Origin of the sequence: Agrobacterium sp. DSM 25558, from assembly GCF_900100825.1 — a bacterium.
Lineage (GTDB): Bacteria > Pseudomonadota > Alphaproteobacteria > Rhizobiales > Rhizobiaceae > Agrobacterium.
Map to the genome: position 1 here is coordinate 1 of NZ_FMUD01000007.1, position 25,080 is coordinate 25,080.

The window sequence follows — 25,080 nt, forward strand, 5'->3', positions numbered from 1 at the left end:
CTATAGTTGTATTAATGGATACATAATATAGCTTTACAAATTTAATAAATTTTAAACTATAGTAATAGATCATATCTATTAGAGTATGGGTCGAAATATATTGGCCGTGAGCAAGTTTCTTCAATGTCTTGCGGCTGAGAGCCAATTTCAATCTCCATACATATTATGCATGCAGCAATTTATATCTGAAAATACAATTTGGCGGTTGGAATATTCCGCATCGGGAGGTCATTCATGAAGATATCCATAGGTGTTGTTCTAGCCGGTCTGTCGGGTATCATGTTGCTCGTCGCAGGCGTGCAGGGAAGTTTCTCTATTTCCTCGCTTAACCAGATCAGAAGCGGCATCGACACCATCGTCGGTGATCGCGTTCCGGCTTTCATTCTGCTGGGTAAGGTCAGTGCGGAAGTCAGCAATGTCCGTGATGCGCAGGCCTCCATCGTGAGCGCGACGCCCGATAGCTGGCCGCAATTTGAAACGCAGATGCAAAAAGCCCGCACCGCATTGGATGCTGACTTTCGTCAGTACCAGGAATACATCGTGGACGAAGCAGACCGCAGGCTCTTCTTGGATTTCAGCGAAAAGTGGCGGGTCGCGGATGGCCGCTGGAACGATGTGAAGACATTGCTGACAAGCGGCAAAATCGACAAGGCAAGGTCCAGCTTTGTCGGTGAAGCACTGACAGCCTTTAACGATGCCAAGACTGTTCTCCAAAGCGCCGTTGACGATATGGAGAGCGACGTCCGGAATGAAGGGGCGTCAACGACTGATATTGCGGAGACCGCTGCCGAACTCAACTATATTTCCCTTGCTGCCGCCCTCGCCATCGGTGCGGCTGCCGCGCTCTTTGGAAATTTCCATCTCGCAAGACCGCTGGTGCGGATGACGAATGTCATGCGACGCCTGTCGGACGGTGACTCGGATATCGTCGTTCCCGCACGCGGACGAAAAGATGAAATCGGTGCCATGGCCGAAGCCGTGGAAATATTCCGCCTCGCTGCCATCGAAAATAAGCGTCTCGGGGCGCTGGCCGAGACTGATCGCACGCGGGCTGAGGTCGAGCGACTGGCTGCACAGCAGAAGGCTGAAGCCGATGCAGATGAACGATTGAGAGCTGCAACGTCTGGACTGGCGGATGGGTTAAAGCGTCTGGCATCTGGCGATCTGGCTTTTCAGATCAACGACGTCTTTGCGCCGGATTTCGAAACTCTGCGACACGACTTCAACCGTTCGCTGAAGCAGCTGGGTGCCACACTGTCTGAAATCTCGCATTCCATCGATACCATGAATGATGGAACCCGTGAGATTGCCCACGGCTCCGTGGACCTTTCGAAGCGCACGGAGCAGCAGGCCGCAACGCTTGAAGAGACGGCTGCTGCGCTTGATGAGATAACGGTGAACGTCGCCAGCTCCACCAAGCGTGTCCATGAGGCAAGAGGGGCCGCGACGGAAGCAAACCGCGCCGCCAAACTATCGGGAGACGTAGTGGCCACCGCAGTGGATGCCATGCAGCGTATCGAGCAATCATCCGGGCAGATTTCCAACATCATCGTGGTGATCGACGAGATTGCGTTCCAAACCAATCTTCTGGCACTGAACGCGGGTGTCGAGGCAGCGCGTGCGGGTGAGGCGGGCAAAGGCTTCGCGGTCGTCGCACAAGAGGTGCGCGAACTCGCCCAACGTTCGGCAAAGGCCGCCAAGGAGATCAAGGAACTCATCAGCAAGTCATCGGTGGAGGTTGAAAATGGTGTCAAGCTCGTGCAGCAGACGGGCGAAGCGCTGAAAACCATCGAAAGCCATGTCACCGTGATGAACGAACACATGGGAGCGATTGCGACCTCCGCTCAGGAGCAGGCGACAGGCCTTGCGGAACTGAACACCGCCGTCAACCAGATGGACCAGACGACTCAGCAGAATGCTGCGATGGTCGAAGAAACGACATCTGCAACATCGGCGCTTGCCAGCGAAAGCGATAAGCTGCGCACCTTGCTGCAAAAATTCCAGCTCGTCGCACAGGGATCGCACGGGCGGGATAACGGTGCCTACGAGATGCGGCGCGCCAGCTAAGTCTGGGCCTTCCCGTCACTCTGTCCGCATGGGCCTAAAGCTCATGCGGTGCAGCGGGCAGGGGCCATTGGCCTCGATGGCACGCAGATGCGTCGGTGTGCCATATCCCACATGGGCTTCGAAACCATAGGCCGGGTGAATCAATCCGGCCCTTTCCATCATCCGGTCTCTGGTGACCTTGGCGATGATGGAGGCGGCGGCAATGGAGACGGAACGACCGTCACCCTTGATAACAGCCTTCGCATCACACAAAAGACCCGGAGGAATATCGCGTCCATCGGCCAGTACGAGGGCAGGTGTTAGGTGAAGTCCGAGCACGGCACGACGCATGGCATCCAGGCTAGCCCGCAATATGTTCATGCGGTCGATCAGGACTGGACCGGATGAGGCGACAGACACGATGGATGTTTCCAGGATTTTCTCGAACAGAACCTCTCTTCGGGCTTTGGAAAGCTTTTTCGAATCATTCAGTCCCTCAGGAATATTCTCAGGATCGAGAATGACAGCAGCGGCAACCACAGGACCGGCCAATGGCCCACGTCCTGCTTCATCCGTGCCAGCCACCGGCCACTGACCGCGTTTCCTGGCCTCACGTTCCAGACTGAAATCCGGGCCGGTATCGATCATGTCAAAAAGTGCAGGAGAATCGGATGCTGTGCGTTGCTTCATGCGGCGGAAACTCGCACAGGCAACCGATCTCCCGCAAGCCCCCGGTCGCAGGGCGTTCGCAACAGCCACGGGGCGGAGGCCGTTACATGAGGTCTTATGACCTCTGGCTCTTTAAATTGGGGCAAAAGAGCAAAACGCATGCGAGGCGGCAGATTACCGGGGGCATAATCCGTAGCGCAGGGCATAGACGCTACGGATATTCTTGAAACATCAGCCCTCATGGCATGATGCCTTTTTCGTATTCCAGTCAGTCGCGACTGTTCGGGTCGAACAAACTGGTAGGGCTCGTCAAAGCAATGAAAGCTGCACGCCTGCACCTCCCGGAGCGATGAACAGATCATCGCGAAGGTGGATTCCGCGGCGGATCAGGCCAAGCCTTTTCGTTGCCATCTCGAAGCGGCGGCCAATCTGCCAGGCATAGGGTCCGGCCCCTTTCATCCGCTTTCCGAATTCGGCGTCATAATCCTTGCCATCGCGCATGGAGCGCACCAGTGACATGACATGCTGGTAGCGATGCGGATAGCTGCGCAGCAACCATTCGCGAAACAGCGGACTGACTTCCAGTGGCAGACGCAACAGTACATAGGACGCCTCTGTCGCACCGGCTGCCTTTCCAGCCTCCAACACCCGCTCGATCTCGTGGTCGTTAAGGGCCGGAATGACCGGAGCCATCATCACGGCAACCGGAATACCAGCCTCCGTCAGTGTCTTGATCGCTTCCAACCGTTTGGTGGGTGTCGATGCGCGCGGCTCCATGCTGCGAGCGAGCTTGCGATCCAGTGTCGTCACCGAAATACCCACCTTCACCAGCCCCTTGGCGGCCATGGGCGCAAGAATGTCGATGTCGCGGGTGATCAGCCCGGATTTGGTGACGATGGCGACGGGATGCTCGGCCTTTGCCAGCACTTCGAGGATCTGCCGCATGATGCGCCATTCCCGCTCGATCGGCTGATAAGGATCGGTATTGGTGCCGATGGCAATCACCCGCGCCTTGTACCCCGGCTTGCCCAGTTCCCGTTCCAGAAGCTTTGCGGCATCCGGCTTGGCAAATAGCTTCGCCTCGAAATCCAGACCAGCAGACAGGCCCATATAGCTATGGCTTGGCCTTGCGAAACAATAGATGCAGCCATGCTCGCAGCCGCGATAGGGGTTTATGGAGCGGTCGAAGGGAATGTCGGGTGAATCGTTACGGGTAATGATGGTGCGGGGTTTTTCCACCTGCACTTCGGTGCGAAACTCCGGCAGTTCCTCAATGATCTGCCAGCCATCATCGACAGGCTCGTGCTGCAAAGTCTCAAAGCGTCCACCGGGATTGATGCCCGCGCCACGTCCACGACGTCGGTCGATCTCAATCCGCAGGCCCGATGCATCGGCCAGCGCATTGGCGATATCTGGCGTATGGCCCGGCTGAAAAGCAGCCTGCCCGGAAAGCACATGTTGTCTCATCTGGATGCTCCTGACCGGCATGAACCGGCTTGGTGGATGCATCGATTCTTAAACCACGAATGAGAACATTACAAGAACAAAATGTCGAAACGCGCGATAGCTATTTCTTTTGCATTGCGGTAGGAATTTTATCGATGAAATGTTGTGGCGGCGCAGGCTTTGCTATTTTATCGATCATAGGGATCACAAGCAGATAGACATATGCTGACAGTCATCATGGAATGCCGGGATCAGGAGCCGGAGCTTGCTCATACCCTTTCCACGCTCGTTTCGGGTGCCGTGGAGGGGCTGATCAGTGACGTCATCGTGTTGGATCACGCCTCCAGCGACGGCTCGGAGCGTGTGGCTGAAGCCGCTGGCTGCCGGTTTTATACGGAATGGGACATCAGAGATATCATCGCCTCGGCACGCGGCGAGTGGATATTGATGATGGAGCCGGGCAGCCGCCCGCAAAGCGGCTGGATCGCTGACATCAGCGAATATACGGCGCTTGGTAAGATGCCGGCACGCTTTGCTCCCTCGCGCCACTACCGCCCATCGTTTCTGTCGCGTTTCATACGGCGTAGGCCGCCGCTGGAATATGGCCTGCTGTTAGCCAAGCAGGAAGCGCTGTCGATCGCCAAGTCCGGCATGCCGCTCGATCATTTCCCCAAATCGCAGAAAACCCGTCGCCTCAGCGCCGAGCTCATACCCTCATGGGTGCTGCGCGCGGCGCGGTAGTTAGCCTTGCGCCTTGCCGCGCTTCAGGTGCTCGTCCAGACGCGGCATGATTTCCACGAAATTGCAGGGCATGTGGCGGTAATCCAGCTGCGCCTTCAAGATTCCGTCCCATGCATCCTTGCAGGCACCGGGAGAGCCGGGCAGCACGAAAATGAAGGTAGAGTTGGCAAGTCCAGCCGTTGCGCGCGACTGGATGGTGGACGTGTTGATCTTGTCATAGGAGATGCGGTGGAAAACGGCAGAAAAGCCATCCATGCGCTTCTCGAACAGAGGCTCCAGCGCGTCCGGCGTCACGTCCCGCCCGGTAAAGCCGGTGCCGCCGGTGGTGATGACGACGTCTATCTCGTCGGATAGCGTCCAGTCCCGCACCTGTGCCTGAATGGCTGCCGTGTCATCCGCCACGATGGCGCGGTCCACCAGAAGATGACCAGCCTCGGTAATGCGAGCGACAAGGGTATCGCCGGATTTGTCGTCTGCCATCGTGCGGGTGTCGGAGACGGTCAGAACCGCAATGCCGACGGGAATAAATGCTCTTTCAACAGTCATCTCAAAGGTCCGCCCATGGTTTTCGTTGCCTGAACATACCAGCCGGGACGGTATTGGCGAAGCGTGTTGGCCGCAGTTTCAGCATCCTGCACCGTCGCGAAAAGCCCGAAACAGGTCGCACCGGAACCGGACATACGCACCAGTTCAGCACCGGCCTGTAACAGCAGGTCAGATGCCTCGCCGATTTCGGTCAAAACCGCCCGCGCTGGCGGCTCGAGATCATTGCGGCTTTTGCCGATAAAGGCCATCCATGGTGCATCGCCACGTTCTTCCAAAGTAGGATTCTTCTTGCTCGTCAGGCGCTTGAAAATCTCCGGTGTCGAGACACCTTTTAGTGGATTGACGAGAACGAGGTTCAGCACCGGCATGTCATGGAGCATTTCGATGTCTTCACCAATGCCGCGTGCAATCAGCGGCTGACTGGCAAGGCACATCGGCACATCGGCCCCCAGTTTAAGGGCGATCTCAGCGAGTTTTCCGGGTGCTAATGCGATGTTCCAGTGGCGACACAGACCACGCAAAGTGGCAGCCGCATCCGCCGATCCACCACCGATTCCCGATGAAACGGGCAGATTTTTCTCAAGATGAATGGCAACCGGCCGAAATTCGGGCCCGGATGCCTGACGCAGCAAATCCCGCGCCTTGAGCACCAGATTGTCTCCGGCATCGCTTTGCATGAGAGTGTGGGAGAATGGTCCGGAGATGGAAAAACGATCTTCCAGCGCGTCTTCAATGTGAACGACGTCGCCCACTTCAGTAAACGTCACCAGCATTTCGAGCAGATGATACCCATCTGCCCGCTGACCTGTCACATGCAGTGCGAGATTGATTTTGGCAGGAGCGGCCTCTGTCGTTTCGACCGCTCCTATAGGCTTATGCGAGAGCATAACGCCTCAGGATTTCTTATCCGGGGCAGGGGCCGGTGCCGCGGGTGGCTGTGGTGTGGCCTGATCCTTCTTGGCGGTGTTCTGCGCGTCTTTTTCCAGCGGCGGCAGACCGTTGGCGATCTTTTCCTTCACCTTGGCCTTATCCACATCGTCGCTATCGCCGATCAGCGCCCGGTTCCACTGATAGACCGCTTCGATCTTGCGGCCCACACGCCAATAGGCGTCGCCCAGATGATCGTTGATGGTCGGGTCGCCAGCGCGCAACTCGATAGCCCGCTCCAGTTCCGTCACTGATTCATCGAATGCGCCGAGGCGGAAATGCGCCCAGCCAAGCGAATCGACGATGTAGCCATCATTCGGACGAAGCTCGACGGCACGGCGGATCATGTCGATCCCCTCATCGAGGTTCATATTCTTGTCCACCCAGGAATAGCCCAGATAATTCAGGACCTGGGGCTGCTCAGGGTTGAGTTCCAACGCCCGTTTGAAGTTGGGTTCCGCCTTGTCCCACTGCTTCAGGCGCTCATAGGCAATGGCACGCTGAAAAAAGATGGTCCAATCGGTCTTCTTCGGCACGGCACCGATGACCTCGACGGCCTTGTCATAATTTGCAGCCATGGCTGCGTAGTCCTTGGCATCGGACAAGACCGAGCCGTAGGCAAGGTAGGAGCGAATGTCGGTTGGATCGGAGTCGAGCAATGATTTGAGGTGCTTGCGCGCCTCTTCCACCTTGTCCGTCTGCGCCAGCGTCAGGCCAAGCTGCAATTCGGAGATGCGGTGCATCGGCGAATCCGCCGGCACTTCGCGGTAGAACGCAATGGCGCGGTCCGGCTGCTTCTGCGCTTCGGCAAGACCACCGAGCAGGATCAGCGTATCGGCGCTTTTCGGATCGAGCGCACGCGATGTCTGAAGGTAAAGGGTGACGATTTCTTCCGCGCCTTCGCGGTTTAGAGCGCCAGCGATGGAGAACATCACGGATGCCGCACCTTCTTCAGCAGTTTCAACCTGCTGATCGGGCTTTTCACCCTTTTCGATGCTCTGGCGCAAAGCCTTCAGCGGCGCATAGTTTGGCGCGAATGTATCGCCAACGGCAATGGTGTCCAGCGCCTTCTGCTTGTTGCCAGCCTTGGCCTCCAGCCGGGCCAATGCCATCACGGCGCGCATGTAAGTATCAGTCGCGGTCGCACCACCTTCGCGGTCCGCCACGGCATCGTTCAGGCTTTTGCGGGCAGCTTCGGTGTTACCCGTAACCAGCGCGATGGCACCGGCGTGGTATTTCTGGAAGATCGAAATCCAGCCTGGTCCCTTCATACCGTTGACGAGAGCCAGGGCTTCCTTGCCTTTGCCAGCACCGGCACGCGCCCATGCGGTCAGCAGCGTGTTGACCATGCGGTCCAGATCGTTGGGGCCGGTATATTTCAGGATTTTTTCCGCAGCGGAAAATTCCTTGTGCTTGATGGCAGCCAGAGCACGAATGATGGTGGTCACGCGCTCTACGGACGAATCGTCCTTTAGCGAATCAGCAATCTTCGCACCGGCTTCGAAATCACCACTCAGCAACTGTGCGATCATCAGGCGCTGACGAATTTCCACATTGGCCGTGTCGAATTCCAGGGCTTTTTGGTAGAGCGTGATGGCGGTGGCGAAATCCTGATCCACATCGGCTGTGCGGGCTGCCAGAAACGCGCCGGAGAAAGTGTTGACCTTTGCGGGGTCGAAAGTCACCGTTTCCTGAGCCTTTTCGGCAGGTTTCGTCTCGGCAAAGGCGGCGGTTGGGCCAGCGCTTATGGAGAGTACGGCAATGAAGGCCGCGCCACAGAGAAGACGAAATGCTGGTTTGCGCCGCATAAAGGAACCTTTGCTTTTGTGCATATGCACCGAAATTTCCGCTGCCGCCTTACAGTTCGGCGCAAGCGGATGCACCTTGACGCTGTAATGCTTGAACTGGATTGTCCTGCCCGAACCGAAACGATTCAGGCGATGACGCACCACGTCACGACAGAATGGCTTTTTTGAAGCAAGCCCGCAAGAAATTCTGCGCCTGATATTCGATTTGTGAGATGTTGGCATCGCGAAATGGATGAATGGTTTCGCGACGCCTGAAAGCCTTCAATTCACCCGGTCGATGCAGAAGTCGATTACTTCCATCAGCGCGTTTTTCCAAGGGCTCTGCGGCAGAGGTGCCAGCGCATCACGGGCAATGGTGCCGTAATGGTTGGCGCGCGTAATGGTATCCGCAAGACCATTATACTTCCTGATGAGGCCGAGTGCCGTCTCCAGATTTTCATCAGTGCTCTCGCCGTTTTCAATCGCCCGCTTCCAGAAAGCGCGCTCTTCCACCGTGCCGCGACGATAGGACAGGATAACGGGAAGCGTGATTTTGCCTTCGCGGAAATCGTCGCCGGTGTTCTTGCCCAGATCGGCGGACTTGCCGCCATAATCCAGCACATCATCCACCAGCTGGAAGGCAAGGCCAAGATTCATGCCGTAGGATTTCAGCGCGCTGCGGGTCGCCTTGTCGGTTTTGGCAACGATGGGGCCGACTTCGGCGGCGGCGGCAAACAGCGCTGCGGTCTTGGCGCGAATGACCTGAAGGTAGTCGTCTTCGGTCGTTTCCATGTTCTTGGCGACGGAAAGCTGAAGAACTTCGCCCTCGGCAATGACGGAGGCCGCTGTGGACAGCACATCCAGTGCATCCAGCGAGCCGACTTCCACCATCATCCGGAAGGCCTGGCCGAGAAGAAAGTCACCGACCAAAACGCTGGCCTGATTGCCCCAGATGGTGCGGGCCGTGGATTTACCGCGGCGCAGATCACTCTCATCCACCACGTCGTCATGCAGCAGGGTGGCGGTGTGCATGAACTCGACGCTGGTCGCCAGCTTGATGTGGTGGTCGCCCCTGTAATCGAACATTGCGGCGGATGCGAGGGTCAGCATGGGGCGTAGACGTTTTCCACCCGATGAGATCAGGTGGTTGGCCACTTCGGGTATCATCTGGACATCTGAACCGGCCTTGGAAAGAATAAGCTGGTTAACCCTTTCCATGTCAGGAAGGGTCAGGTCGACAAGCGGCTTGACGGATGCGAGTTTGTTTTTGCTTTCTTCAAGCGGTATGACGACGCCCAACGGTCCGGACTCCTGTTCACTATTGGGGCCGACAATAGAAAGCGTCGATGGAAGCGGCAAGGGGCGAATTGCCTCACACCGTTCAAAAAGATGGGATTTAGGGTGGAAACTGACCTATGCGTGAACTGATCCGTACAAACAATGCCGTTCTTCTGTCCTTCTCGGAGAGCCTGATGAAAGACGCCGGCATCCACTGCCTCATCGCCGATCAAGGCATGAGCATTCTTGAAGGTTCGCTCGGGCTTCTTCCCCGCCGTTTTCTGGTCGAGGAAGAGCGCGGCGACGAGGCACGCCGCATTCTGACCGATGCCGGGCTTGCCGACGAGCTTCGCGACGAAAAGGCTTGAAAACCCATGGCAGCCACCGTTTCCGAAACAGTCGATGCGTTTCATCGCGGTCGCTTTCAGATTTTACAGCCAAAGGGCAGGGGCCACAGGGCAGGCATGGATGCCATGCTGCTGGCCTCTCTCGTAGCCGATGACGCGCCGTGTCGTGTTGCCGACCTGGGTGCCGGTGCCGGTGCCGCAGGGATGGCGGTGGCGTCACGTCTTTCAAAAGCTGACGTCACGCTGTTTGAGTTTTCGCCGGAAATGGTCGATTTTGCGCAGCGAAGCCTACTGCTTTCGGCGAACGCTATTTTTGCAAATCGTATCCGCGTCCAACAGGCGGATGTCACCCTGCGCGCCAATGCCCGCAGGGAAGCAGGGCTACTCGACAACCATTTCCACCACGTCATCATGAACCCACCCTATAACGACGCAGGCGACCGCAAAACGCCCGATGCGTTAAAAGCCGCAGCCCATGCCATGACGGACGATCTGTTCGAAAACTGGCTGAGAACCGCCGCCGCCATCATGGTGCCAGGTGGTCAACTCTCCCTGATCACCCGCCCTCAATCCATAGCCGACATCATCACCGCCTGCGGTCGCCGCTTCGGCGGCCTGGAAATCACCCTCATCCACCCAAGGGCCGGCGAAGACGCAGTGCGAATGCTCGTCACCGCCATCAAGGGCTCCCGAGCACGCCTCACTTTCCGCGCGCCGCTGACCATGCACGTAGATGAGAGCCACGCCTTTTTGTCGGTGGTGGATGATTTGAGCAATGGGCGGGTGGGGTATGGACGGAATGATGCAAGCACGCCAGGCAAGCGGCAGCTAGCCTCATCCTGAGTTCCGTAGCCTAGCCGCGGAGTAGCATCCGCAGTTGTGTCCTAAGAGGCAGGGCTCGACGGTAGCAGCCCTCATCCTGAGGCGCGGAGGCAAAGCCGGAGCCTCGAAGGACGAGGGTTGCGGGCTATCCACTTCAATCGTTGCAAATACCCATAGTTTTCAGTGTTGAAATGGTTTTGCAGACACAGCAAAATTCTCGCTATGGAAGTAACCGTATATATCGTTCGTTGCTGCGATGGATCATATTATACCGGGCTGACCAAGCAGTCCGTTGAAGCCCGCGTGTGGGAACACAATGCCGGTATCTATGATGGTTATACCTCGAAACGACGCCCGGTTGAACTGGTGTTTACTGAGACCTCCGACCGCATTGTCGATGCCATCGAGCGTGAGCGCCAGATCAAAGGCTGGTCTCGGCGCAAGAAGGAAGCTTTGATCGCGATGGCCTATGAGTCTCTGCCGGAGCTTTCGCGCAGGGGACCGGCGGTCGCTAAGCAATCATCTTAAAACAGTGGCCGCCCCCGATGGTTCGAGGCTCCGCCCTTCGGGCTGCGCACCTCACCATGAGGGCGGAGAGACGTTGCGGCACCCGACCGCCCCAGTCCTTCGAGGCCCCTGCGGGGCACTTCCTCCTTCAGCAAGCTCAGGATAATGGGTGAGGGCTTCTACCGTGGCGTAACGACTACTTAAGTCGACGGAAACTCATGTAATAAACATCAACATGAAGCCGAGCCACAGACTCAACGCAGCAATCCTCATCCTGAGGTGCGGAGGCGAAGCCGGAGCCTCGAAGGACGAGGATTGCGGGCAAGCAGTATGGGCGGAGAGACGCTGCTTCATCTCAGTCAGCGGTGTCGTAACGCTAGTACTCAGCTGATGCGAGTTCGACGGTAGTAACCCTCATCCATCATCCTGAGCTTGCCGAAGGAGAGGTGCCCCCGCAGGGGCCTCGAAGGACGAGGGTTACGGGAGGTAGTGCATTGGTACACGCATTCCTCACATCGGTGAGGCGCGTGTTACCCAGCCACCCCTCACCAAATTATCACCACGCCCACCATTGTCTTTACCCCCGCCATACCCACATCGGTTCACATAGGAATGACGATGAGGATAAGATGGCTGGATTTTTGAAGCGACTGGTGCCGAAGCGGTTTCGTAAGACGGAGCTGATCATTCCGGTCGTGCGCATGCACGGCGCCATTATGGCAGGCGGCAGTCAGTTTCGTCCGGCGCTCAATCTGGCGTCTTACGCGCCGTTGCTGGACAAGGCTTTCGGCATGAAGGAAGCGCCCGTCGTCGCCATTACGCTGAATTCGCCCGGTGGTTCGCCGGTTCAGTCGCGGATGATTTATAACCGTATCCGCCAGCTGGCCGAGGAAAAGAACAAAAAAGTCCTGATCTTCGTGGAAGATGTGGCGGCATCCGGCGGTTACATGATTGCGCTGGCGGGCGATGAGATCATTGCCGACCCGACCTCTATCGTCGGCTCCATCGGCGTCGTCTCCGGCGGCTTCGGCTTTCCAGAAATGCTGAAGAAGATTGGTGTCGAGCGCCGCGTCTATACCGCAGGACAGAACAAGGCCATTCTTGATCCCTTCCAGCCGGAAAAGGAGGGCGATATCGAATATCTGAGGTCGCTTCAGCTGGAAATCCACAATGTTTTCATCGACATGGTCAAGCTGCGCCGCGGTTCAAAGCTGAAGGACGATCCGGCGCTCTTCTCCGGTCTGTTCTGGACCGGTATGCGCGGTCTTGATCTTGGCCTCATCGATGGTCTTGGTGATATGCGCGATGTCTTGCGCCGTCGTTACGGCGATAAGGTCAAGCTTCAGCTTGTCAGCGGTGCACGCAATTTCTTCGGCAAGAAATTGCCGGGCGTCGATCTGTATGCCCAGTCAATCGCCGCATCCGCCGCTTCGGGGCTTGCGGAAGTGGCGGAAGAAAAGGCATTGTGGGCGCGTTACGGATTTTGATGGACAAACGATAGATGGCCCAATTGATAACGCTCGCCCTGCTCATGTTCGGGGCGATCATTCTTTACAAACGCTTTGTCGGCGATGCGAAAAAACTGTCCGAGAAAACCAAACGGCAGGAAAAAGAGCGCGAGACCGGTGCCACCGGCACGCTGATCAAAGACCCGACGACCGGCGAATACCGCGTCAAGAAGGAAGACGAGGTCTAATCAGACCTCAATTGGCTGGCCTACCAGCCACCGCCTCCACCACCCCCGCCGCCAGACCCAGACGAACCGCCGCCGCCGGAAAAACTCGATGAAGACGAGCTTACCGGTGCCGGTATCGTTGAGGCGATGGTCGATGCCATGGTGGAAGAGAAGCCGCCGATGCGGGTTCCGAAATTGCTGTAGTTACCGCTGTACCATCCAGGCGAATATTCTCCCGCTTTGGCATTCGCCAGCCACGTTTCGAACGTCTCGCTCCAGGGTTTCTCGACGCCTAGCGCCACCGCGTAGGGCAGCAGGGTTTCGAAATGCTGCGGCGACATCTGCGGCGCGCCCTGCATGTTCATCCGGTCTTTTTCAGCAACCGTCAGGTAGAGGCGCAGTCCTTCGATTCCGTCCATAAGCTTGCGCCCCAGCGGTGTGGGCGCGCCCATCAGCATCAGGAACACGAGGTTGGTGGCGATGATACCGGCGACGGACATGATGGCTGGCAAATGCAGCGCCTCTAGCGCTTCCAGCGAGAAGATACTGATCGCACCACCAATACCGGAAATCAGCATGGACCCCACCAGCGCAAGAACGATGATCATCCCCATACGCTTGAGCAGAGAGCCGCCACGCGTCAACGATTTCCCGAAGACAAGTGAAAAAATCGTTCCGACGAAGGACAGGATGCCGATAACGAACATCGCAACGAGGGCTTCAGGTTCGAAATTGCCGAACACGACAACGCCGAAGATGACAATGATGGACAGGACAAAACCCAGCGTGATGAAGCCGGCATTGGCATGGTAATATTTACCGCTGTGCTCCGACTCGATTGCTTTGCGAAAAGCATTGCCGAGCGACACGACCCGTGAGCCATTTTCCTTGTTGATCTCGAATGCCGTGCCCGGTTGATCAACCGTATTGATCAGCGATGCCTCACCCGCCTGTAACTTGCCCTCGATTGGCTTTTTGGTGCGGCGAATGATGAGGGAATTTTTCAAATCCTCCAGCACGACATAGCCTTTGACCGCAAGGTTGAGCGATGCGGCGGAAAACGCCGTCCAGCCACTATCCGAAAACCCGTGATTATCGACGTAGTTGACGAGCGCAGGCGACAATCCCTCCGGCGCATCCCAGCGCGGCACGATAATGCCTTTGGCGGGATCGCGGCCAACGGCTGACCAGGCCCGGTAATAATAAAACAGGATGAGAATGAAACCGGAAACGCCCAGCACCGAGCCCAGATGGTCCTGCAACCACCAGCTCCGCGCCTGCGCAGCCGTCGGCGCGTCGATCGCGCCCTTCGGCAGTTTCACCGCAATCGTCATGCCCTCGCCCTGATAAAAGGGGCGAGTGGAGGCGAAGAAGACCTCGTTGCCCTCGGTCATGATGCGGGCATCCTTGCCGGTCGCGCCAAGCTTTCCGGTAAACACAGCGGTGTCGGTGGGTGACACGTTTTCAGGCAGGGAAACGGTTGCCGAGATGTCGCGCATGGGAAACTGCCAGCCATTGCCGGTCACGTTCCAGGTCAGTTCGTCATAGGTGTCGAAATAGCGGATTTGCCGGTTGGTGGTGTAAGTGATCTGGAAAACATGATCGCCGGTCTGCAAAAACCGGTCGGCGTTGCCGGTATAGATGCGAATGCCGCCATCAATGCTTTCGGTACGCCAATCTTCCGCCGAGCCATCCCGCTCCACCGACAGAACCTTGAAGCCGACCTTGGTGCGGCTGCCGTTCTTGTCCAGCGCATAGAGCGGGAAATCCCGAAAAATACCGCGCTTGATCCTGTTGCCTTCGGAACGAGCCGTGATCGTTTCCGTCACCGTCAGCTCACCGCTTTTGGCGACATCCACCACCGAATGATAGGAGCTGATGAACTCTTCAGCCGCAACCGGCAGGGCCGCGAGCATGAAGACGAAAAGTGCGAGACATCTGGCAGCAATGGTCTTCACGGTCGGCGCGCTCCCTAAAATCAATCCTGTCCGGTTTCGCTGTAATCCACACCTAGTGAAGCCAGCGCCTTCCAGTAACCCGGATAGGTCTTGCCCACGCAAGACGGGTTCTGAATGGCGATGCCGCCGGTCTTCAGGCCTGCCAGCGCAAAACTCATGGCAATGCGGTGATCGTGGAACGTGTCGATGGAAGCAGATACCGTCTGCCCCGCAAGGTCAGGATCAGCATGCACGATGAGGTCGTCTCCGTCTTCCTCGGCCAGCCCTTCGCGGATCGCGTTGAGGCCAAGCGACAGCGCACGAATGCGGTCGCATTCCTTTACCCGCAGATTGGCAATGCCCACGAAGCGCACCGGCGTTGTGTTGTAAGCGGCCAGCACCGCAATCGTCGGAATGGCGTCCTGCATCTGGCTGCCATCGATTTCGGCAGGAAGGTTCGGAAACTGCGCCATGACCGCATAGGCCTTGGCATCCGGCTGGGTGAACTTGTCGGATGGCGTGCCGATATCGATCTGGCCGCCCGTCAGCAGTTCCGCACCCCATAGATAGGTTGCCGCAGAGGCATCCGGTTCGATGTGGAAATCGGTGGCCTTGTAGCCTGTCGGGTGCACGCGCCAGATGGTGTTGCTGACCCGCTCCACCGTCGCGCCGAAAGCTTCCATGGCAGACACGGTCAGGTCGATATAGCCCTTGGCGCCGATATCCTCTCCCGCCAGAATGATGTCCAGCGGCTGTGCGCCGCAGGGTGCGGCCATGAGAAGAGCTGAGACATACTGGCTGGACAGATTGGCATCGATGGTGACGCTGTCCTTGGTGAAGCCCTGACCATTGCCCTTCACCGTCACCGGCGGGCAACCCGTTGCCGCTTTCGCTTCGATGCCCAGCGCGTTCAGCGCCTCCACCAACGGCAGAATAGGCCGCTTGCGCATATGCTCATCGCCATCGACAACCACAGTACCATCCACGGAAGCAACTGCCGCGGTCAGAAACCGTGTTGCCGTTCCCGCGTTGCCGAGGAAAAGCGGCTTGTTGGGTGCGGTCAATACGCCGCTGCTTTCCACCACGAAGCTCGTCGCATCCGGCTCGGTCACATCAACGCCCATGGCGCGCAAAGCGTCTGCCATATAGAGCGTATCATCGCTTTTCAGCGCGCCGGTGAGAAGGCTGCGGCCCTTGGCAAGACCCGCCAGCAGCAACACGCGGTTGGTGATGGATTTGGAGCCGGGCGGCTCCACCTTGCCGGAAAGCGAATGGTTGGGCGGGGTGATGGTCAGTTCGATCATGGCGTTATCGTTTTCTCAACCAGCCAGATGCCGGTTTTTAGTATCAGAATTTCACGGAAGGAACGGCGCGGTCCGCCTCGTTGGTGATCTCGAAAAACGGAGCTTTGATAAAGCCGAAATTGCGCGCGACGAGGTTGGAGGGAAAGCTCTCGACTTTGACGTTCAGATCCCGCGCTGACCCGTTATAATAGCGGCGCGACATCTGGATTTCACCTTCGATGGTTTCCAGCGATTTCTGCAATTCCAGAAAGCCCTGATTGGCCTTGAGGTCCGGGTAGGCTTCCGCCAGCGCAAACAGCTTACCCAGCGCTTGGCTCAACAATCCCTCGGCCTGCGCACGCCCCTCGACATCACCAGCGGGCACGGCTTGAGCGCGATTGCGCATGGCAACCACTTCCTCAAACGTGCTTTTCTCGTGAGCGGCATAACCCTTCACGGTCTCGATGAGGTTGGGAATAAGATCGGCGCGGCGCTTCAGCTGCACATCGATACCGGACCACGCTTCCTCCGTCATCTGCCGCGCTGAGACGAGGCCGTTATAGATGAAGACGACATAAACCGCGATTGCCGCGATGATTGCCAGTGCGATAAACATGTCCCAGTCCCCCTCATGAAACCCTATGTGCAAGGCGGGACGATAGTCGTTCCGCCCGGCCATGTCATCGCCTGTCGAAAAAAGTCGTCAGGCCGCCTTGTTCCAGTTCGCGCCGCCAGCATCCGTCATCAAAAACGCTTCGCCGCATGCCTTGGACAATGTGCGAACGCGCAGGATGTAGCTCTGCCGCTCGGTCACGGAAATCACGCCGCGCGCGTCCAGAAGGTTGAAGACGTGGGATGCCTTGATGCACTGGTCATAGGCTGGAAACACGCATTTGTGCAGCATCTGGTTGGCATTCTCGCCCGGCGCTCCCGCCGCCAGCAGCGCCTGGCATTCCTTTTCCGCATCGATGAAGTGGCGGTGCAGCATGGCGGTGTCGGCATATTCGAAGTTGTGGCGGGAATATTCCTGCTCGGCCTGCAAAAACACATCGCCATAGGAAATCTTCTCGTCGCCTTCGCGGCCGTTATAGTTCAGGTCGTAAACATTATCGACGCCCTGCACATACATGGCCAGACGCTCCAGACCATAGGTCAACTCCCCCGCAACGGGAGAGCATTCAATGCCGCAGACCTGCTGGAAATAGGTAAACTGCGACACTTCCATGCCATCACACCAGCACTCCCAGCCCAGACCCCAGGCACCCAGTGTCGGGCTTTCCCAGTCATCTTCCACAAAGCGTACGTCATGCAGCAATGGGTCGAGACCGATTGCCTTCAGCGAACCCAGATAGAGTTCCTGCAAATTGGACGGGTTCGGTTTGAGAATGACCTGATACTGGTAATAATGCTGCATGCGATTGGGGTTTTCGCCGTAGCGCCCATCGGATGGACGGCGCGACGGCTGCACATAGGCGGCCTTCCATGGCTTCGGCCCCAACGCTCGCAGTGTTGTCGCCGGGTGAAACGTCCCCGCGCCCACTTCCATATCGTAAGGCTGCAACACCGCGCAGCCCTTGTCGGCCCAGTAATTGTGCAGCGTCAGGATCAGCGCCTGAAAGGAACGCTTCGGGTTCATATGGTCTGGAACGTCGGTCATTGCAGTCATCACGGTTAAAAGAGGGCAGGTAGGTTTAACCTACATCGGTTGCGGACAGGTGCCATGGGTAGGGGCTACGGGTCAAGAACTTCTGTGCGGGGGAGGGGTGCCTTGCGGCGGACAACGATAGCAACCCTCATCCATCATCCTGAGCCTGTCGAAGGAGAGGTGCCCCGCAGGGGCCTCGAAGGACGAGGGTAGCGGGATGAGACCACAGAGTGCGCGGCGGATGCTTCGAGGCTTTGTCCTTCGGCCAAAGCACCTCAGCATGAGGGCGGTGGGCGTGGCAGCCACGAAGACAACGGGTATAAGCCACACCCGCAAACGCCAACAGCAGAACCCCACCCGATATTAACAATTGTGCACCAGCCCCAAATTTTGCTAGCAGAGGCCAACCGAAAATCCATCAGACCGGAAAATAGATATGCCTGATCTTCTGCTCGAACTTCGCTCCGAGGAAATCCCCGCCCGCATGCAGCGCAAGGCGGCGGGTGATCTGAAGAAGCTTGTTACCGATGCGCTGGTGGAAGCAGGCCTGACCTATGAGGGCGCGCGCGAATACTGGACGCCGCGCCGTCTGACGCTGGATATTCGCGGTCTCAATGCGCGCTCCGCCGATGTGCGCGAAGAAAAGAAAGGCCCACGCACCGACGCCAACGAAAAGGCCATCGAGGGCTTTTTGCGCGGTGCCGGTCTGTCGTCCGTCTCGGAAGCGCAGGTCGTCAACGATCCGAAGAAGGGTGATTTCTATATCGCCATCATCAACAAGCCGGGCCGTCCGGCGGAAGATATCATTGCGGATGTGATGCCCGGCATTATCAGGGGTTTCCCGTGGCCGAAATCCATGCGCTCCGGCTCGGCTTCCATGCCGAAGGGTTCCAGCTATGGCGGCATCGAGGGCAAGGGGTCGGAAAGCCTGCGCTGGGTGCGTCCGCTGCAATCCATCGTCTGCCTCTTCGGCCCCGAACATGACGAGGCGAAGATCATTCCCTTCGAGATTGACGGCATCGTTGCATCCAACATCACCTATGGCCACCGTTTCCACGCACCGGATGCCATCACCGTGCGCCGGTTCGAGGATTATTCCGCCAATCTGGAAAAGGCCAAGGTCATTCTGGATGCCGAGCGCCGCAAGGACATCATTCTGCACGACGCCAAGGATCTGGCCTTCGCGAACGGTCTCGATCTCGTGGAAGACGAGGGCCTGCTGGAAGAGGTCTCCGGCCTGGTGGAGTGGCCGCAGGTGCTGATTGGCACATTCGAGGAGGATTACCTCGAAATCCCCGCCGAAATCATCCGCCTCACCATCAAGACCAACCAGAAGTGTTTCGTCACCCGCCCACAAGGTGCGACCGAAGGCCTCTCCAACCGCTTCATTCTGGTCTCTAACATCGAGGCGAAAGATGGCGGCAAGGAAATCATGCACGGCAATGGTAAGGTCGTGCGCGCGCGTCTATCCGACGCCAAGCATTTCTGGACCCGCGACCAGGGCGACCTGCCGGACCTGGAAACGCTCAAAGATTCCGCTGCGAAGTTCGACCTCGACCTGAAAAAGCCGCTGGACCAGCGCATGGCCAAGCTGGATGCGCTGAACGTGACCTTCCACGCCAAGCTCGGCACGCAGGGTGAGCGCGTTGCTCGAATCCGTGAACTGGCCAAGCAGCTTGCCCCGGTTATCGGTGCCGATGCCGCCCTCGTGGACCGCGCCGTGGTTCTGGCCAAGGCCGACCTGCGCACTGAGGCGGTTGGTGAATTCCCCGAATTGCAGGGCCTGATGGGCCGCAAATATGCGACGCTGCAAGGCGAAAACGAAAGCGTCGCCGCCGCCATCGAAGACCACTGGAAGCCCAATGGTCCTTCTGACCGTCTGCCAGAAGATAAGGTTGGTCTGACCGTAGCACTCGCCGACAAGCTCGACACATTGGTCGGCTTCTGGGCCATCGACGAAAAGCCGACGGGTTCGAAAGATCCGTTCGCGCTGCGTCGTGCTGCGCTGGGTGTGGTCCGGATGATTTTGGAGCGGAATGTTCGTGTTCGCTTGGCTAAAGACGTTTTCGCGGCGGCTTATAATAAAGAAATTTATTCTTCTGAGGCACAAACGGAAGAAGAGATTGCAGAAAGAATTTATAAGCCTGATCTGCTTGCATTCTTCCACGACCGCCTGAAAGTCTACCTCCGTGATCTCGGCGCGCGCTACGATCTCATCGAAGCCGTTCTCACGCCCGAGACCGACGATCTCCTCATGGTCGCCCGCCGCGTCGAAGCGCTGACGGCCTTCGTGACGGATCAGGATGGCATCAACCTTCTGGCCGGCACCAAGCGCGCCACCCAGCTTTTGGCTGCGGAAGAAAAGAAGGGCACCGTGGTGGCTGACAGCGTCTCGGAAGAGTTGCTGAAGCTCGACGCCGAAAAGGCGCTCTACGCTGCCATCAAGACCGCCTCTGCCGGTGCCGCCAAGGCGGTTGAGGCGGAAGACTTCCGCTCCGCCATGCAGGCGCTGTCTACGCTTCGCGCGCCAGTCGATAAATTCTTCGAAGACGTGCTCGTCAACGATGAAGACAACGCCATCCGCGCCAACCGTCTGGCTTTGCTCAAGGCCATTCGTGAGGCGACGGGAACGGTTGCGGATTTTTCGAAGATCAGTGGGTGAGGTGGACAGGGGGCGTAGAGTGCGCGGTTTACCCCCCTCTTTCCTGCCGGACATCTCCCCCACAGGTGGGGAGATCGACTCGCAGATAGCCCTCGACCATCTTTAGCGTTGACCATCTTGAGCGTTGTGGAGATGATCTGTGATGACGGTGCGGATGAACCATCGAGCTTGCGCCCAGCTAATCTCCCCACCTGTGGGGGAGATGCCCGGCAGGGCAGAGGGGGGCTAGCCACGCATGAAAACATTCAACGACCAACCCTCCAAAATCCTCATCAGCGCCTGCCTGCTCGGCCATGCCGTCCGTTATGACGGCAAAGGCAAGCCGCTTGCTCATCCTGCCATCGAGCGCTGGAAAACCGAAAGCAGGCTGGTTACGATCTGTCCGGAGATGGCGGGTGGCATGGCTGTTCCGCGTCCACCTGCGGAAATAGAGAAGGGTGCGTCTGGTCTCGATGTGCTGGAAGGCCGCGCTCGCGTTTTCGAAATTACCGGTGGTGATGTCACGACACAATTTATCGCCGGGGCTCAAAAGGCGCTGGCATTCGCTCAAGCCAATGATTGCGCCTATGCCCTGCTGATCGACGGCAGCCCCTCCTGCGGATCGGTTGCGATTTATGATGGCTCCTTTTCGGGCCGCAAACATGCGGGAAGCGGGGTCACCGCAGCATTGCTTCAACAGGCCGGTATCGCGGTCTACTCCGACCACCAGATCGATGATCTCGCCAGCCTTCTCAACTAATTCATAAAAAAAGCCGGAGATGTCTCCCCGGCGTTTTCCTGTGTTTCATGATGTCTGCGCGGTTCAGCTCGCGCGGCGCATGTCCTGTGCCATGCCGTGCAGGCTGCCGTTCTGGGAGCCGGAAACACGGAAGGTGCGGATGAGGTTGAGCAACTCTTCGGTATCGACGGAGAGCGATTCTGCCGATGCTGTAGTTTCTTCGGCCATGGCGGCATTGTGCTGCGTTGCCAGATCCAGCTGGTTCACCGAGGACGAGATGGAGCGCAGGGTCGTGTCCTGTTCGGATGCCGAATGCGCGATCTTGCCGACGATTTCGTTGGCCGATTTGATCTGGTCGGAGATGCGCTTGAGCGCTTCGCCAGCCTCGCCAACAAGGCGAACGCCGTTCTGCACCTGGGTGGAGGAGCGGGCGATCTGGTCCTTGATTTCCTTGGCGGCAGCCGCGGAGCGCTGGGCCAGTTCGCGAACTTCCTGGGCAACCACGGCAAAACCCTTGCCGGATTCACCGGCACGTGCGGCCTCGACACCGGCATTCAGCGCCAGAAGGTTGGTCTGGAAGGCAATTTCGTCGATCACGCCGATGATCTTGGAAATTTCGGCAGAAGACTGCTCGATACCTGTCATCGCGCCGATGGCCTCTTCCACCACGCGGTCGCTGCGGGTGGCTTCGGTGCTGACGGCACCCACGCGCTTTGCGGCTTCATGCGCGCCGTCTGCGGTCTGGCGCACGGCAACGGTCAACTCGTCAAGGGCGGCAGAGGTCTCTTCCAGATTGGCAGCCTGACGTTCGGTGCGCTGCGAAAGCTCGCTGGACGCCTTGCGGATTTCATCCTTGGAACCGCCAATGTCGATACCCTTGGAATTGACCCGCGCCATGGCGGCATCCAGATGCGCCAGCGCTTCGTTGAAGTTGTCGCGCAGATCTGCATAGCGAGTGCCAAGGTCGCGGCAGCGAACGGTCAGATCGCCCTGTGCCAGTTTTTCCAAGGCTTCGCCGATAGTGGCCACCACGCGTGCCTGAAGTTCGGCTTCGCCGCGCTGGGTGTCCAGGTTGGCCTGGCGCTCCGAGTTCATCTGTTCCTGCTGTTCGTCCTGATGGCGCTGCATCGCGTGGCGCTCCCGGACTTTTTCCTGCAGAGCCTTCGTCGCATTGGCCATCATGCCGATTTCGTTTTTCATGCCCGTATGGGGAACGGTCAGGTCGATGTTTTCATTGGCGACTTCGCCCAGCGCCTTGTGAATATCATTGAGCGGCTTGGAAATTCCGCGAATGACGAGATAGGCGGCAATGAGGCCCAGAACGAAGACGAACAGCCCGATGGACAGCGCCTTGACGATGGTGGAACGCACCTGCGCCTGAAGGTCATCGACATAGACGCCGGTCACGACAGCCACCTGCCATGGCTCGAATGCCATCGTGTAGGAACTCTTTCGGAAATTGTCGCCCTCAAAGCCCGGCTTTGGACCGTAGAAGCTGGCTTCACCGCCACCTGCGCGGGCAAGCCGCACCAGTTCGTCGCGGTAAGCGAAGCCCTGGCTGTCCGTCTTGCCCTTCAAGCTTTGTCCAACGCGCTTGGCTTCCGGATGGAACACTACCTTCACGTCGTAATCATAGCCGAATATATAGCCATCCGGTACGTAACGCATGGCCGAAACCGTTTCGAACGCCTGGGCCATGGCCTGTTCGTGGGTCAGCGTGCCAGCCTTTTCCTTGTCGTAGAAAGACTGGAAAATGGCAATGGACGACTGCACCTGTGTGCGCAGCATGTTGTAACGTTCCTGATAGATCGCATCGACGGACGATTTGATCTGGACGTAGGTGGCCAGCGTAAAGGCTGCCATCAGCGCAACCACCAGCAGGATGAGTTGGCGGGAAATCGGCAAGTTCTTCATGAGTGCTCACAGAGGTACTGCTCCGCAGCTGAACGGCGACGGGCGATTGAAATGCATTTTCAGAAGGAGCGCATGATGCGCGATACATGTGCACTCATCGCACGGCCTAATAAAGTCATAGCTTTATAAATTTGAATAAATATTTAAGTTTCAGCCAATGAAAGTGATCTGCAAGAATTATTGTAGGATTTATATCTTGCAGCGCTGCTGTTCTCTATCGTCGGTTGCTTGCGAGGATGAAGAGTAACTCGAGAACGCAGCGGTAAGCCTTATTGCGACTGTCGCAACATTACACCGTCAAGCACCAGCGGGGCAGACATATTCGCCGTTAACGGTGGCGCAACGTCTTTTTCAACGACATTCTCAATCGCCGACGTCTTCACCAGCGTATCGATCGTGGGTGTTTTTTCGGCACCTGCCGTTGCGGCGTCCTCAGCGGGAAGCCAGGCCGGATTGTTACTGACATAGGTGACAGGCGAACCGCCGAGCCACGCTTCCGTGCGCACAATCTGTTTCTTGCCGTTCACATCACGAATGGAAATATCTTGCGTGCCCGGTGTGAGAGAAGGGGCAATATTCGCGGTTTTCACCTTTGCTTTGAACGGTGGACACGCCTCGCATAAAACGGATACGACGCTGTCGTTGCCGGTGCGATTTCCCTTAATGACTTCGATGGACGAGGCCATGGCAGAACCGCTTGCGAGTACAATCGCTATTGTCAGCAAAGTCCTGCCCATGAAAACACCCGTTTCGTCGCTTGAATACAGGTGCAGTTTTACCGAAACTTCCTTTCCAAGCGGTCAGGAATTTTGGTAAATATTGAACGAAATCCGGCGTTAGCGACTTTGCTTTTCGCGGGCCACGGCCTGCCAGCCAATATCGCTGCGGCTGAAACCATTGTCCCACTTTACCTCTTTGGCGAGGGCATAGGCGCGGCTCTGCGCCTCGGTCACGGTCTTGCCGAACGCCGTCACGTTCAGCACCCGCCCACCGGTGGCGACAAGCTGGCCGTCCTTCAGCGCCGTGCCTGCATGAAACACCTTAGCGTCTTCACGCGCTTCGGGAATATGGTCAATCGGCGTGTTCTTGTCGTAGGATGCGGGATAACCCTTGGAGGCCAGAACCACGGTCAGTGCAGCATCGTCGCGCCACTCGGCCGTGACCTGAGCCAGCGTGCCGGTGGCTGTGGCATAGAGAATGGGCAGCAGGTCGCTTTTCAGGCGCATCATCAGCACCTGGCATTCGGGGTCACCGAAGCGGACGTTGTATTCGATCAGTTCCGGGCCTTTTTTCGTAATCATCAGACCAGCAAAAAACACGCCGGAAAACGGATTGCCGTCCTTCGCCATGCCCTTGATCGTCGGCTCGATGATTTCCTTCATGGTCCGTTCGACCATCTCATGCGTCATGACCGGGGCAGGTGAGTAAGCACCCATGCCGCCCGTATTGGGGCCGGTGTCGCCATCGCTAACGCGCTTGTGGTCCTGCGCGGTGGCCAGCGCCAGTGCCGTTTTGCCATCGGAGAGGCAGAAGAAGCTGGCTTCCTCGCCATCAAGAAAAGCTTCCACCACGACTTCAGCACCGGCGGCGCCGAAAGCACCATCGAAACAATCATCTATGGCAGAAAGTGCTTCGGCCTCGGTCATCGCAACCGTCACGCCTTTGCCGGCAGCGAGACCATCAGCCTTGATGACGATAGGCGCGCCCTGTTGGCGCACATATTCTTTGGCTGGCTCGGCAGCTTTGAAGCGCTGGTAAGCACCGGTCGGGATATCGTAACGGGCGCACAGATCCTTGGTGAAACCCTTGGATCCCTCCAGCTGCGCTGCCGCCTTGGAAGGGCCGAAGGTGGCGATGCCAGCCGCGCGCAGATCATCCGCGAGACCAGCAACCAGCGGTGCCTCCGGGCCGACGATGACGAATTCGATGTCGTTTTCTTTGGCAAAGGCAATGACGGCGGCGTGGTCTTCGACATCGAGCGTCACAAGCGTCGCATGTTCGGCAATGCCGGGATTGCCGGGGGCGGCAAAAAGCTGGGTGAGGCGGGGGGACTGGACGATTTTCCACGCCAGTGCATGTTCGCGTCCGCCGGAACCGATCAACAGAACTTTCATGGTCGACACCCCTGTC

At 57.8% G+C, this 25,080-nt stretch carries 22 protein-coding genes; 9 read left to right on the plus strand and 13 right to left on the minus strand.

Annotated features, from left to right (window positions below; genetic code table 11):
- The first annotated feature begins 234 nt into the window (after nucleotides 1–234).
- Nucleotides 235–2,067: a HAMP domain-containing methyl-accepting chemotaxis protein gene (locus tag DSM25558_RS07830; protein ID WP_077103503.1), complete on the plus strand. Its 1,833-nt coding sequence runs from the start codon at nucleotides 235–237 to the stop codon at nucleotides 2,065–2,067.
- Nucleotides 2,068–2,082: 15 nt separating this feature from the next.
- Here DSM25558_RS07830 and DSM25558_RS07835 read toward each other — a convergent pair whose 3' ends face one another.
- Nucleotides 2,083–2,736: a ribonuclease HII gene (locus DSM25558_RS07835; RefSeq protein ID WP_077103505.1), complete on the minus strand. Its 654-nt coding sequence runs from the start codon at nucleotides 2,734–2,736 to the stop codon at nucleotides 2,083–2,085.
- 288 nt (nucleotides 2,737–3,024) lie between these two features.
- Nucleotides 3,025–4,182 carry a PA0069 family radical SAM protein gene (locus DSM25558_RS07840; protein WP_077103507.1) on the minus strand — a complete coding sequence of 386 codons (1,158 nt, stop codon included), beginning with the start codon at nucleotides 4,180–4,182 and terminating at the stop codon, nucleotides 3,025–3,027.
- A gap of 201 nt (nucleotides 4,183–4,383) precedes the next feature.
- Between DSM25558_RS07840 and DSM25558_RS07845 the strand changes: the two genes are divergently transcribed.
- Complete coding sequence (locus tag DSM25558_RS07845; RefSeq protein WP_077103509.1) at nucleotides 4,384–4,902, plus strand: glycosyltransferase family protein; 519 nt, start codon at nucleotides 4,384–4,386, stop codon at nucleotides 4,900–4,902.
- Here the strand turns inward: DSM25558_RS07845 and moaB are convergent, their stop codons facing one another.
- From moaB to DSM25558_RS07865, 4 genes are all read right to left on the minus strand, one after another.
- The gene (gene moaB, locus DSM25558_RS07850) at nucleotides 4,903–5,448 is read right to left on the minus strand and encodes a molybdenum cofactor biosynthesis protein B (RefSeq protein WP_077103511.1); all 546 of its coding nucleotides are present in this window, start codon (nucleotides 5,446–5,448) and stop codon (nucleotides 4,903–4,905) included.
- Nucleotides 5,445–6,335, minus strand: a complete 891-nt coding sequence (locus DSM25558_RS07855) for a 4-(cytidine 5'-diphospho)-2-C-methyl-D-erythritol kinase (RefSeq protein ID WP_077103513.1) — start codon at nucleotides 6,333–6,335, stop codon at nucleotides 5,445–5,447. The genes moaB and DSM25558_RS07855 overlap by 4 nt, the downstream gene beginning before the upstream one ends.
- Nucleotides 6,336–6,341: 6 nt before the next feature.
- The gene (locus DSM25558_RS07860) at nucleotides 6,342–8,183 is read right to left on the minus strand and encodes a tetratricopeptide repeat protein (RefSeq protein WP_077103825.1); all 1,842 of its coding nucleotides are present in this window, start codon (nucleotides 8,181–8,183) and stop codon (nucleotides 6,342–6,344) included.
- 261 nt (nucleotides 8,184–8,444) lie between these two features.
- Entirely contained in the window at nucleotides 8,445–9,461 is a 1,017-nt protein-coding gene (locus DSM25558_RS07865; RefSeq protein WP_077103827.1) for a polyprenyl synthetase family protein, read from the minus strand.
- A 116-nt stretch (nucleotides 9,462–9,577) separates the two neighbouring features.
- Between DSM25558_RS07865 and DSM25558_RS07870 the strand changes: the two genes are divergently transcribed.
- The 5 genes from DSM25558_RS07870 (at nucleotide 9,578) to DSM25558_RS07890 (ending at nucleotide 12,812) form a co-directional block, all read left to right on the plus strand.
- A complete protein-coding gene (locus DSM25558_RS07870; protein WP_077103515.1) occupies nucleotides 9,578–9,808 on the plus strand; it encodes a putative signal transducing protein in 231 nt (76 codons plus the stop codon).
- Between the two features lie 6 nt (nucleotides 9,809–9,814).
- On the plus strand, nucleotides 9,815–10,630 hold the full coding sequence (locus DSM25558_RS07875) for a tRNA1(Val) (adenine(37)-N6)-methyltransferase (RefSeq protein WP_077103517.1): 816 nt from the start codon (nucleotides 9,815–9,817) through the stop codon (nucleotides 10,628–10,630).
- 201 nt (nucleotides 10,631–10,831) lie between these two features.
- Entirely contained in the window at nucleotides 10,832–11,137 is a 306-nt protein-coding gene (locus DSM25558_RS07880; RefSeq protein WP_077103519.1) for a GIY-YIG nuclease family protein, read from the plus strand.
- Nucleotides 11,138–11,745: 608 nt separating this feature from the next.
- Complete coding sequence (locus DSM25558_RS07885; RefSeq protein WP_077103521.1) at nucleotides 11,746–12,603, plus strand: S49 family peptidase; 858 nt, start codon at nucleotides 11,746–11,748, stop codon at nucleotides 12,601–12,603.
- Nucleotides 12,604–12,617: 14 nt separating this feature from the next.
- Nucleotides 12,618–12,812, plus strand: coding sequence for a hypothetical protein (locus DSM25558_RS07890; protein ID WP_077103523.1), 195 nt, complete (start codon nucleotides 12,618–12,620; stop codon nucleotides 12,810–12,812).
- Nucleotides 12,813–12,832: 20 nt separating this feature from the next.
- On the opposite strand, the gene DSM25558_RS07895 is transcribed toward DSM25558_RS07890, so the two are convergent.
- The 4 genes from DSM25558_RS07895 to DSM25558_RS07910 all read right to left on the minus strand — a co-directional run bounded on the left by DSM25558_RS07895 (nucleotide 12,833) and on the right by DSM25558_RS07910 (nucleotide 17,677).
- Entirely contained in the window at nucleotides 12,833–14,749 is a 1,917-nt protein-coding gene (locus tag DSM25558_RS07895) for a DUF2207 domain-containing protein (RefSeq protein WP_077103525.1), read from the minus strand.
- A gap of 20 nt (nucleotides 14,750–14,769) precedes the next feature.
- The gene (locus tag DSM25558_RS07900; RefSeq protein WP_077103527.1) at nucleotides 14,770–16,032 is read right to left on the minus strand and encodes a 3-phosphoshikimate 1-carboxyvinyltransferase; all 1,263 of its coding nucleotides are present in this window, start codon (nucleotides 16,030–16,032) and stop codon (nucleotides 14,770–14,772) included.
- A gap of 43 nt (nucleotides 16,033–16,075) precedes the next feature.
- Nucleotides 16,076–16,627, minus strand: a complete 552-nt coding sequence (locus tag DSM25558_RS07905) for a LemA family protein (RefSeq protein ID WP_077103529.1) — start codon at nucleotides 16,625–16,627, stop codon at nucleotides 16,076–16,078.
- Between the two features lie 87 nt (nucleotides 16,628–16,714).
- The gene (locus DSM25558_RS07910; protein WP_077103531.1) at nucleotides 16,715–17,677 is read right to left on the minus strand and encodes a glycine--tRNA ligase subunit alpha; all 963 of its coding nucleotides are present in this window, start codon (nucleotides 17,675–17,677) and stop codon (nucleotides 16,715–16,717) included.
- Nucleotides 17,678–18,092: 415 nt separating this feature from the next.
- On the opposite strand from DSM25558_RS07910, the gene glyS reads away from it, so the two are divergent.
- Both glyS and DSM25558_RS07920 read left to right on the plus strand, forming a co-directional pair.
- A complete protein-coding gene (gene glyS, locus DSM25558_RS07915; protein ID WP_077103533.1) occupies nucleotides 18,093–20,318 on the plus strand; it encodes a glycine--tRNA ligase subunit beta in 2,226 nt (741 codons plus the stop codon).
- Nucleotides 20,319–20,553: 235 nt separating this feature from the next.
- A complete protein-coding gene (locus DSM25558_RS07920) occupies nucleotides 20,554–21,057 on the plus strand; it encodes a 2-thiouracil desulfurase family protein (protein WP_077103536.1) in 504 nt (167 codons plus the stop codon).
- A gap of 63 nt (nucleotides 21,058–21,120) precedes the next feature.
- Here the strand turns inward: DSM25558_RS07920 and DSM25558_RS07925 are convergent, their stop codons facing one another.
- The 3 genes from DSM25558_RS07925 to purD all read right to left on the minus strand — a co-directional run bounded on the left by DSM25558_RS07925 (nucleotide 21,121) and on the right by purD (nucleotide 25,064).
- Nucleotides 21,121–22,950 carry a methyl-accepting chemotaxis protein gene (locus DSM25558_RS07925; RefSeq protein WP_077103538.1) on the minus strand — a complete coding sequence of 610 codons (1,830 nt, stop codon included), beginning with the start codon at nucleotides 22,948–22,950 and terminating at the stop codon, nucleotides 21,121–21,123.
- 269 nt (nucleotides 22,951–23,219) lie between these two features.
- On the minus strand, nucleotides 23,220–23,687 hold the full coding sequence (locus tag DSM25558_RS07930; RefSeq protein ID WP_077103540.1) for a plant virulence effector HPE1-like domain-containing protein: 468 nt from the start codon (nucleotides 23,685–23,687) through the stop codon (nucleotides 23,220–23,222).
- Between the two features lie 99 nt (nucleotides 23,688–23,786).
- On the minus strand, nucleotides 23,787–25,064 hold the full coding sequence (gene purD / locus DSM25558_RS07935) for a phosphoribosylamine--glycine ligase (protein WP_077103829.1): 1,278 nt from the start codon (nucleotides 25,062–25,064) through the stop codon (nucleotides 23,787–23,789).
- Between the last annotated feature and the right edge of the window lie 16 nt (nucleotides 25,065–25,080).